The organism is Occallatibacter sp. (assembly GCF_036502485.1).
Taxonomy (GTDB): Bacteria; Acidobacteriota; Terriglobia; order Terriglobales; family Acidobacteriaceae; genus Telmatobacter.
This window is the reverse complement of the sequence record NZ_DASXYM010000115.1, coordinates 1-9,485: the sequence shown is the minus strand read 5'-3', so window position 1 is coordinate 9,485 and position 9,485 is coordinate 1. Positions and strand designations below refer to the sequence as shown.

Sequence of the window (9,485 nt, the reverse complement as noted above, 5' to 3'; positions counted from 1 at the left end):
GCCAGACTGGCTCCCGGCGGCTCGCTTGTGACCGCCGGCACAGCCCCACAGGTTCACTCTGGTTCACAATCGATCTCTCGACCCATGCCGCGTCCCGTGCCATTCCGCTCCGCAGCCCACTTTCTGCCCATCCATCCGCATCGGACCGTTTACCAGAAAACTAATAGGGTTTCACCCCCATTCGCTGCAGGTTTAGCACGGCAAGATATCTTGCAAGTACCTGAACCATAATAGCTTAATTTGATTTATTCTGTTACATCGATTTTCGCCCTGAACCCGAATAAAACACGAAGTTCAAGCGAATAAACCGCATGATGGATCAATCAAAAATGGGCGGTAATATTACTCATTAGTAACTGTGCGGATCGAATCCGTTCACCAGGCCGCGCGCCTTCGAATCACTCCCCACGGAAATCCTGGGCCCCCCAATAAAATCGCGAAGTACCGAACAGCCAACCCTTCACCAGGTCAGGGCGCGGACGGCGCTGACGCCGGCGCCGATGAGGGCGGTTTCGTCATCGGGCTCCATGATTTCGAGGGAGAAGCTCTGCAGGGGGCTCATCTTCACCATGGATTCGAGGTGCGAGCGGAGCAGGCCGACTTCAAGGAATTTGACATTGTGGCCGGTGAAGTAGAACTTGCCGGGGCCTGCCAGGTGGATGAAGGACGCGGTGCCGGCGGCGAGGGCGCGATGCCAGAGATCGACGAACTCGAGGCATTTCTGATCGCCCTGCCGAGCGGCGGCAAAGACCTCCTCGGGCTCCTTGTCGAGGAAGCGCAGCCGCATGGCGCGGTAGCCCATGATGCCTTCCAGGTGGCCCACGCCGCCGCATCCACAGAACTTCTCTTTGGGATCGAGGGTGACGGTGATGTGACCCCCTTCCCAAACGCCTTCGACGTAGGGCCAGCGGCCGTAGCCGATGCCGTTGCCGATGGTCCAGACGCGGGTGAGGCGGTTGAGATGGCCCCGGGTGGCGGCCACTCCGGCGGCGATGGCATCGGCGTCGTTGGCGATGTGGACCGGTGCGGCGATGGCGCGTGACTGCAGGGCCTTGCCCAGCTCCTCGCCGAGGTGTACGCCTTTGAGCTGGGGAAGGTTGGGGCTGTCTTCAACGATGTTGTGGCGGACGATGCCGGGAACGGCCACACCGATGGCGTCGACTTTCTCGCCGTTCTGGACGAGGCTGGCGACGTTGGAGGCGAGCATCTCCACGAGATCGCCGCTGGGCAGGGCAGTGAGGGCATCGAGTTCATCGGCATCGGAAGGGAACCGAATGGGGGCGCCGACCAGGGCGTGGTCGTGCAGCCGTCCCGTCACGATGTGTTCCGTCATCACAACGCCGATGGCGACTGTCATGGTGTTTCCCTCCGAAGCGTGAGTGCGCGTTCTTACCGACTGGTGAAGTTCCGGCGCGGGCGGCGTCGCGGCCGGTTCTGACCATGCTACGCTGCCGGCCCGCAGTCTCATTGTGTCACTGCGACCCGCAGCGTGGGCAATGACTCCTTGAGCCGCTGCGATCAGCAGGTTGGATGCCGGCCAGAGGTCTTTGCAGACCTGGGCGGGAGCGGCGCGGACCTCTCGCGGCTGCCTCGCTGTCATGTTTCATCACACGCCAGACACATTTGCCGCCGGGCTAGCCGGCCTGGTAGCGATGCAGGCGGCCCAGGCCGTTGAAGGCTGCGACTTTGTAGCACTCGGCGAGGGTTGGATAGTTGAAGACCGTATCGACGAAGTAGTCGACGCTGCCGTCGAGGGTCATGACGGCCTGGCCGATGTGGACGAGCTCGCTGGCGCCTTCGCCGATGATGTGTACGCCGAGCACCTTGCGCGTGTCGCGGTGAAAGATAAGCTTGAGGCGGCCGGTGGTGTCGCCGCGGATCTGGCCGCGCGCGGTCTCGCGATAGTAGGCCATCCCCACTTCGTAGGGCACGTCTTCGTCGGTGAGCTGCTCTTCAGTTTTGCCGATGAAGCTGATCTCGGGAATGGTGTAGATGCCGTAGGGATAGAAGCTGGGGTTGGTGGTGGTCTCACCGTCGTCGAAGGCGCGGTGCGCGGCGATGCGGCCCTGTTCCATGGAGACGGAAGCGAGGGCGGGGAAGCCGACGACGTCGCCTACGGCGTAGATGTGATCGACCTTGGTGCGGTAGTGCTCGTCGACCGGGATGCGGCCGCGGGCGTCGGCTTCAATGCCGGCGGCGGCGAGGTTGAGGTCGTCCACCGCGCCCTGGCGGCCGACAGCGTAGAGCAGGGCATCGCCGGAGACGCGCTTCTTGCTTTCCAGATTGGCGACCACGCCGCCGTCGGGGAGCTCTTCGACGCTCTGCACCTCTTCGCCGAGGCGGAGCGTGACGCGGCTGTCGCGTAGGTGATAGCTGAGAGCCTCGACGATTTCCTGGTCGGCGAACTCGAGGAGCTTGGCGCGCTTTTCAATGATGGTGACGCGCACGCCCAGGATGGCGAACATGCAGGCGTATTCAACGCCGATGACGCCGCCGCCGACGACGATGAGGGAGCGGGGCAGCGAGGGGAGTTCGAGAACCTGATCGCTGTTGATGATGGTGCGGCCGTTGATGGGGACCTTGGGCGAGGAGGATGGCTTGGTGCCGACCGCGATGATGGTGCGATCGGACTCGAGGGTGGTGTCGCCGGCGGGGCCTTCGACGCGGACATGCGTGGGGTCGACAAAGTGTGCCGTGCCGTGCACGACATCGATGCCGTTGCGCGAGAGCTGGGCTTCCGTGACGTCGACTTCTGTCTTGATAACGGCCTGGACGCGGAAGGCGAGATCGCCCATGGTGATCTTTTCTTTCACGCGGTAATTCATGCCATAGACGGAGCGGTAGTTATAGCCGGAGAGGTGCAGCACGGCTTCGCGCATGGTTTTGGAGGGGATGGTGCCGGTGTTGATGCAGACTCCGCCCACGACCGAGCGCGCCTCGACAACGGCGACGCGCTTTTTCATTTTGGAGGCGGCCACGGCGGCGCGCTGTCCGGAAGGCCCCGAGCCGATCACGGTGAGGTCATACTTGACGGCGCTCATGCGAGTCTCTTTCTCCAGAAACGGTTCGATGCAGTTGAGCCGGAGGGGTCTTCAGCGGCCCGACGCGCTGAGCCCTTCAACCGGAGGCTACCATAATGACCCCCGGTAGGATGCGATGGAGTGGGATGGAGATTGCGGGGGAAGCAGGGAAAGAAAGGCGCTGCTGCGAAGGGCAAAGAGCGCAGCAGCGCCGGAGGGTTTGGTGCGATTCAGGGAATCAGGAATGTGCGGTGCGCACGTTCAGGGTTGCGGGTTGCGGGCGCGGGCTGAAGGATCCACCGTCCTGGCTATCCGCGGCGAATTTGAACTGGTGGATCATGGAATCGAGTTCGCCGGCGATGTCGGCGACATTCCTGAGGGCCTGGACGGTTTCTTCGGCGCCCTGGGAGGTTTCCATGGCGATCTGCGAGATAGATCCGGCGGACTCGGAAATCTCTCCGGAGGCAGCGGTCTGCTCGGTGGCGGCCGTGGCGATGAGCTCGATCTGGTGCTCGACCTGCTTGGAGGATTCGATGATGGCTTCAAGGCTTTTGCGGGCCCGGTTAGTTTCGGCGAGCCCCGTTTCGACGGCGGAGCGGCTTTGATCCATGACATTAAGGGTGTCGCGGGTTTCGTCCTGGATGCTTCGGATGGTGACGGCGATTTCTTCGGTGGCTCCCTTGGTGCGTTCGGCGAGGCGGCGGACCTCGCCGGCCACGACCGCAAAGCCACGGCCGTGTTCGCCGGCGCGCGCGGCTTCAATGGCCGCGTTGAGGGCCAGCAGGTTGGTCTGCTCGCTGATTTCCTGGATGACGTTGACGACTTTGCCGATTTCTTCGGAGCGGGCGGCGAGGGAGGTCATCTTTTCCGAGACGGAACTGGTGGCGGCGGAGATGCGTTCCATGGTCTGGGCGGCGGACTGCATGACGGCGCCCCCCTGGTCGGCGGTTTCAGCGGAGATGCGGCTGGCCTGCGCCGCGCTTTCAGCGTTGTGACTGATTTCGCCGATGGTGACTGTCATCTCCTGGGCAGCGGCGGCAATCTGGTTGGTCTTGCTGGACTGGGTATTGGCGTTGCTGGCGGCCTGCACGGCACGGGCGCTCATCTGGCTCGTGGCCGAGGAGAGGGTTTCCGCGCTCTTGCCCACGGAGGTAATCATGTCGCGGAGCGTGGAGACGCTGGTGTTGAAGGCCTCGTCGAGGCGTCCGATTTCGTCGCTGCCTGTGACGTTGACGTAGGCGGTGAGATCTTTGGATGCCAGTTTCTCGAGCGCCGCGGTGGCGCGCCCAATGCGAGGTGCGATCAGGCGGGTGAGGGTTACGCCCACGAGGATGCAGAGCGCGACGATGGAGAGGGTGGCGGTGACGGAGATCCATTCCGCGCGCATGCTGGCGCGGGTGGCGCCTTGCGCACTGCCTGTGCCAAGGCGAATGTTGAGACTGAGAATCGAGGTGGAGTCGCTCAGGGCGGCGGCGAAGATGGCCACGGTGTCTTCGCCGGTAAGCAGATCCATGGCATCGCCCGTTTTACCGGCGCCCATGAAGGCCGACGCGCGCTGGCTAACGTCGAGATAGCGCCCGAAGCTCTGCAGAAACTTCTGGTATGCCTCCCGTTCTCCCGGGTACGAGAGGGCGAGTTCGTACTTGTGCAGGGCGGTCTGGTAATCCTGAAGCGCCTGCTGGCGGAGTTGCTGGTGTTTGGCGAGGCAATCAGGGGTCTGGCACAGGAGCGCGTCGAAGTCCTGGCGGCGCAGGGAATTCATGGCGGATTGAACATCCCCGAGGGCGATGACGGAGGGAAAGGCATTGATGCTTACATCCGAACTCATGGCAGAGATGCTGCGTGAGGTGAAGAAGGTGTAAGCGCCAAGTGCGACGCAAAGGACGCACACGGCGCCGAAAGCGAGATAGAACTTTCTGGAGATGGAGATGTTGCGGGCAACGGACATTCGAACACACCTTTCACGAAGGAATCCGTGATCCTCATCGGCACGGTCACAACAGACTTGAGAGGTTTCCGCAAAACCGCGGAACAGACTTGCGCGGGCTGCGCATGCAAAGAGGCCATTCCACAACAGATTGCGCTGTCCTGGGTAAGCCGATATTCTTGGCGCGCGCAACTACAGTTCTAAGGACTTTCTTATGCGGGCAAGGATTCGTGCTCATTGGATGGCAGCGCCGCTCGGTCTGGCGGCGCTGGGATTGACTCTCGGTGTTGCCGCTCAGGCTCCGTCCACTGTGAAACAGCCAGCGGAGAAGCCGAACGCCGCGGCGCCGGTGAAGCTGACCGCAGAGCAGGACCGGGAGCGGCTGCTGAAGCTGCTGGGGCTGCGCGACGAGCAGATGCGGCGTGCGCCGGCCACGGATGCGGGGGCCCCGCATGCGGCGAACTATGACGAAGCGAAGGCGCATGTGTATCCCAATCTGCCGGATGCGCTGGTGCTGAAAAGCGGCGAGCGGGTGACGACTCCCGCGCAGTGGTGGGGGCAGCGAAGGCCGGAGATTGTGGCCGACTATGAACGCGAGATTCTGGGGCGCGCGCCGGAGCATCCGCCCGCGGTGCGGTGGGAGGTGGAGAGCGAGAGGCCGGAGAACTGGCGCGGCATCGACGTGATGACGAAACGGCTGGTGGGGCATGTGGACAATGCGTCGTATGCGGCGCTGCAGGTAAATATCGACATGATTCTGTACACGCCGGTGCACGTGGACGGGCCTGTGCCGGTGCTGATGGAGATGGCGTTTCAGAAGGACTGGGAACGGGCGCTGGCGAGGCCCTTTGAAGCACCGGCGGCGCCCGGAACGCCGGGGCACTGGGGTGTGGATGGGCACGATGCTTTGGCGCGGGGCTGGGGATTTGCGGTGCTGAATCCGCTGAGCTTTCAGGCAGACGATGGCGGCGGATTGACCCAGGGGATTATCGGATTAATGAACAAGGGGCAGCCGCGCGGCGTGAATGACTGGGGTGCGCTGCGCGCGTGGGCGTGGGGCGCGAGCCGTGCGCTTGATTATCTGGAGAGTGACACGGCGGTCAACCCGAAGGAAGTGGGGCTGGTGGGGCATTCGCGGTTTGGCAAGGCGGTGCTGGTGACGATGGCTTTTGATCCGCGCTTCGCGATTGCGTATTCAAGCTCGTCAGGGGAGGGTGGGGCGAAGCTGTACAGGCATATTTACGGGGAGCAGATGGCAAACCTGGCGTCGGCGTCGCTGTATCACTGGTTCTGCGGGAATTTTCTGCGCTATGGCGGGCCGCTGAATGCGGGCGACCTGCCGGTCGACAATCACGAGCTGATCGCACTGAGCGCGCCCCGCCCGGTGTTTATAGGAGGCGGATCGAACAATGGGGATGGGTATGCGCAGGCGGGCGGGGATGCGTGGGCGGACCCCAGGGGAATGTTTCTAGCGGAGGTGGCGGCGGGGCCGGTGTACAGGCTGCTGGGCGCAAAGGGGCTGGCGACGGCCGAGTTTCCCACCGTGGGCACGACGGTTGCGGCGGGCGACCTGGCGTGGCGGCAGCATCCTTATGGGCATACGCCGGCTCCGAACTGGCCGGCGTTCCTGGATTTTGCCGGGAAGTATCTGCATGCGCCGGCGGGCGAGAAGGTGCTGGCGGGAATGGGGCGGTAAGGGCGGACGAACTGGGATGGGTTCGTGGCCTCCGACCCTGTCGCCAGAAAGAAGGCGACAGGATGCACGAGAGGTTTGTGGCTGGATGGAGGTGGATCAGGTCATTCCCCGCGCACCGCTCCGCTAAGGGTGACAAGTTCAAGCTCTACTGGGTGTCGTCTTCGGCGGGGTCCCAGGTTTTGTCGGGGTTGAAGAGCTCCATTGCCTTGAACTGGTCGAGGGTGGAGGGGCCCATGTCCTTCTCGTAGACGACGCCGTCCTGGCTGACGAGGAACGAGCGCACGCCGGTGACTCCATACTCCGCGGGAGAGGCAACGAGGGCGAATCCACCGATCATGGCGTCCTTGACGAGGTAGTCAAGCCGGCCGAGGGGAGCATCGGGTCCCTGCCCCTTCAGGATCTTGAAGTAGTACCCGTGATAAGGCTGGCCGAGGTCGTAGCCCTCGCCGACTGCTTCCGCGATTTTCTCGCCTACGGGGCCTTCCCATTGGCCGTCAGCGTTCTTCCAGGCGAGGCCATCCTGCTTGCCGGGCGTGCTGATGATGCGCTGGGCGAACTGGTTGATGTCGTATCCCTCGCGCTTGCGGTAGGCGTATTCGACTTGCGCATCCACGTAGCCGTGACAGACGGCGATGGCGTCGAGCTCATTTTCTCCGATGCGGCGGAAAAGGAGTTCCTGGCGGCCGGCTTTTGCATCGAAGAACCATTTGCCGCCGCTTTTCACCATGGGAACGGGGAACGGCCAGTCGTCGCTGCCGACGAGGAGGAAGGCGCGGTTTCCGGTTTTAGGATCGACGGAAACGTCCTTCTTCTCGCGGGCCTTGGCGACAAAATCTTCGGCGTGCTTGCGGTCCTGCCCGATATCGCCGCTGAAGACGATGTCTTTGCTGCCGTCGGGTCCAAAGATGCCAATCAGAGCGGACTGATCGAACTTGTCGGCCGCAGCGACCAGAGAGTCGGCTGCCTGTTGCGGAGTGGCGAAGGTGGTCTGGCCCATGGCTGCGCCGCCGGCGGAAACAGCTTTCGCTGGCGTAGAAGCCGGGGCCGCCTTGGGGGCCGCGGGCTGCTGCGCGGAAAGGGGGTTCACGCTTGCGATCGCGGCAAGAAGAACGATCAGACAAAGGGCATTCCGATTTGAATCAATATGTCTCATAGGTTTCCCCAACGACTCTCGGTGAAATTGCAGTTCTTACCTGCGCCGGCCACCGCCGCCACGGCTTCCGCCCCCGCCCCCGCGGCTTCCGCCGCTGCTTCCGCGGCTCATGCTGGACGATCCGCGACTGGAGGAGTTGCGAGCGCTGGAACCACTGAAGCCGCGGTCTCCGCCACCGAAGGCGCCGCTGTTGCCGCCGCCGCTGCGGGAGAGATCGCGGCCGCCAATACTGTCGCCGCCACGGCCACCGGCATTCGACCGGTTTCCGCCCGCGCCGGAGTTGCCGCCGAGGCCTCCGCTGCCACCTCGGTTGCCGCCGCCGTCTCGGGTGCTGGGGAGATTGCCGCCTGAGCGGCCAACCTGCTGCCGGGCGTTCGACTGGCGGTTGGAGAGCGAGTCACCGCGGGTTACGCCGCCGAACTTATTGGCTGTGCCGCGGTCGCCGTAGGGAGTTCCTCCGCGATGGGAGGGATTGTGCTGCCATGAGCCGCCGCCAGCACCGCCGACGCCGCCAACACCTCCGGCTCCACCTGGTCTGCCTACACCGCCGGCCCCACCGGCACCACCGACTCCTCCAAGGCCGCCCGCTCCGCCAACACCGCCGACACCACCGGCGCCGCCCACACCACCGACGCCACCTGCGCCTCCAACGCCACCGCGCCCGCCGCTGGGAAGCTGGGAAGGCCGGTTGCCGCGGCTCACGTTGGTGTTGCGGTTGAAGTTGTTATTGACGTTGATGTTGACGTTGCCGCCGCCCCAGCCGCATCCGCAGCACGAGCCTCCGCCCCAGAAGGCGCCCATGGCAATGCCGACGCCGAAGGAGATGGCCAACCCAGCCGCATAGTATCCCGGCGGCGGGTAATAGATAGGCGGGTAGGGATAGACGGGAGGCCCGTACACGACGGTTGGATTGTAGGAGGGCACGTAGATGACTTCAGGGTTGGACTGCTGGACGACGATGACGCTTTTATTCTCGATGACCTGCGTTTCAACCTTCTGCTGGTCAGAGGATTTCAGGTTGCCGGTACTCTCGGCCTTCTTGCGCATGCGCTGGACGGCGTCCATGACGTCGCTCTGCTGCGCGAGGAAGGCGTTGCCGAGGTCGGTGGTCCATTGGATATCGTCTGTGAGGCGCTTGATGAGGTCAGGCAGGCCCGCCATGGACTGGACGCTGGGGTCCCACGGCTGTTTGGCGACCGCGTCCGCCAGAGCCTTGTCTTTGAGGGTCTTGTTCTTTTCCACCCACTGCTGCAACTGCACAAGCTCGAGCGGGTAAGTGGAAGCCGCCAGGGTCTGGGCCAGAAGCGCGTCGGGATAGAGCGCGATAGGAGCGACCAGGGCGTCGAGCTGATCGGCGGGAATCTTCGCAGCCGGAGCGCTCTGGCTTGCCGGGGCTGGCGCCGCGGCCTGCGAGGAGAGCGGCATGGAGGCCCAGATGTCTCCTGGGACCAGAGCGATGGAACACGCAACGGCCACGAGGGCTCTGAGCAAATTAGGTGTGCGTTGAGGAGAGGCAGGAGCGAAATGCTTGCGGGCGAGCTTGAGAGCCCAGCCTGATTCGGGTCGGCCTGACATGGAACGGACCTCGTCTCCGCGGCAGCGGGATTTTCCATTCGCATGTTTAGCTTTGGGGACAGGTAATTCTACTGGCAGAATCTACAGCCATCGCAGGAGGCGGACGTTCGCAGC

At 63.6% G+C, this 9,485-nt stretch carries 6 protein-coding genes; 1 reads left to right on the top strand and 5 read right to left on the bottom strand.

The window, feature by feature from the left end:
* Window positions 1–460: 460 nt before the first annotated feature.
* The 3 genes from VGL22_RS15310 to VGL22_RS15300 all read right to left on the bottom strand — a co-directional run bounded on the left by VGL22_RS15310 (window position 461) and on the right by VGL22_RS15300 (window position 4,968).
* Window positions 461–1,357: an ROK family protein gene (locus VGL22_RS15310; RefSeq protein ID WP_465267809.1), complete on the bottom strand. Its 897-nt coding sequence runs from the start codon at window positions 1,355–1,357 to the stop codon at window positions 461–463.
* A 277-nt stretch (window positions 1,358–1,634) separates the two neighbouring features.
* Entirely contained in the window at window positions 1,635–3,041 is a 1,407-nt protein-coding gene (gene sthA / locus VGL22_RS15305) for a Si-specific NAD(P)(+) transhydrogenase (protein WP_465267808.1), read from the bottom strand.
* A gap of 217 nt (window positions 3,042–3,258) precedes the next feature.
* Window positions 3,259–4,968 carry a HAMP domain-containing methyl-accepting chemotaxis protein gene (locus tag VGL22_RS15300; RefSeq protein ID WP_465267807.1) on the bottom strand — a complete coding sequence of 570 codons (1,710 nt, stop codon included), beginning with the start codon at window positions 4,966–4,968 and terminating at the stop codon, window positions 3,259–3,261.
* 220 nt (window positions 4,969–5,188) lie between these two features.
* Between VGL22_RS15300 and VGL22_RS15295 the strand changes: the two genes are divergently transcribed.
* A complete protein-coding gene (locus VGL22_RS15295; protein ID WP_465267806.1) occupies window positions 5,189–6,643 on the top strand; it encodes a glucuronyl esterase domain-containing protein in 1,455 nt (484 codons plus the stop codon).
* A gap of 145 nt (window positions 6,644–6,788) precedes the next feature.
* Here the strand turns inward: VGL22_RS15295 and VGL22_RS15290 are convergent, their stop codons facing one another.
* Both VGL22_RS15290 and VGL22_RS15285 read right to left on the bottom strand, forming a co-directional pair.
* Window positions 6,789–7,730 (bottom strand): DUF2950 domain-containing protein, encoded by a 942-nt coding sequence (locus VGL22_RS15290; protein ID WP_465267805.1) that lies wholly within the window; start codon window positions 7,728–7,730, stop codon window positions 6,789–6,791.
* A 102-nt stretch (window positions 7,731–7,832) separates the two neighbouring features.
* Entirely contained in the window at window positions 7,833–9,221 is a 1,389-nt protein-coding gene (locus VGL22_RS15285) for a DUF3300 domain-containing protein (RefSeq protein WP_465267804.1), read from the bottom strand.
* Window positions 9,222–9,485 lie beyond the last annotated feature (264 nt).

Bases quoted from the DNA above. Each gene is read 5' to 3' on its own strand.
- VGL22_RS15285 (WP_465267804.1), bottom strand. From the start codon at position 9,221: ATGCCGCTCTCCTCGCAGGCCGCGGCGCCAGCCCCGGCAAGCCAGAGC.
- VGL22_RS15295 (WP_465267806.1), top strand. From the start codon at position 5,189: ATGGCAGCGCCGCTCGGTCTGGCGGCGCTGGGATTGACTCTCGGTGTT.
- VGL22_RS15310 (WP_465267809.1), bottom strand. From the start codon at position 1,357: ATGACAGTCGCCATCGGCGTTGTGATGACGGAACACATCGTGACGGGA.
- sthA (WP_465267808.1), bottom strand. From the start codon at position 3,041: ATGAGCGCCGTCAAGTATGACCTCACCGTGATCGGCTCGGGGCCTTCC.
- VGL22_RS15300 (WP_465267807.1), bottom strand. From the start codon at position 4,968: ATGTCCGTTGCCCGCAACATCTCCATCTCCAGAAAGTTCTATCTCGCT.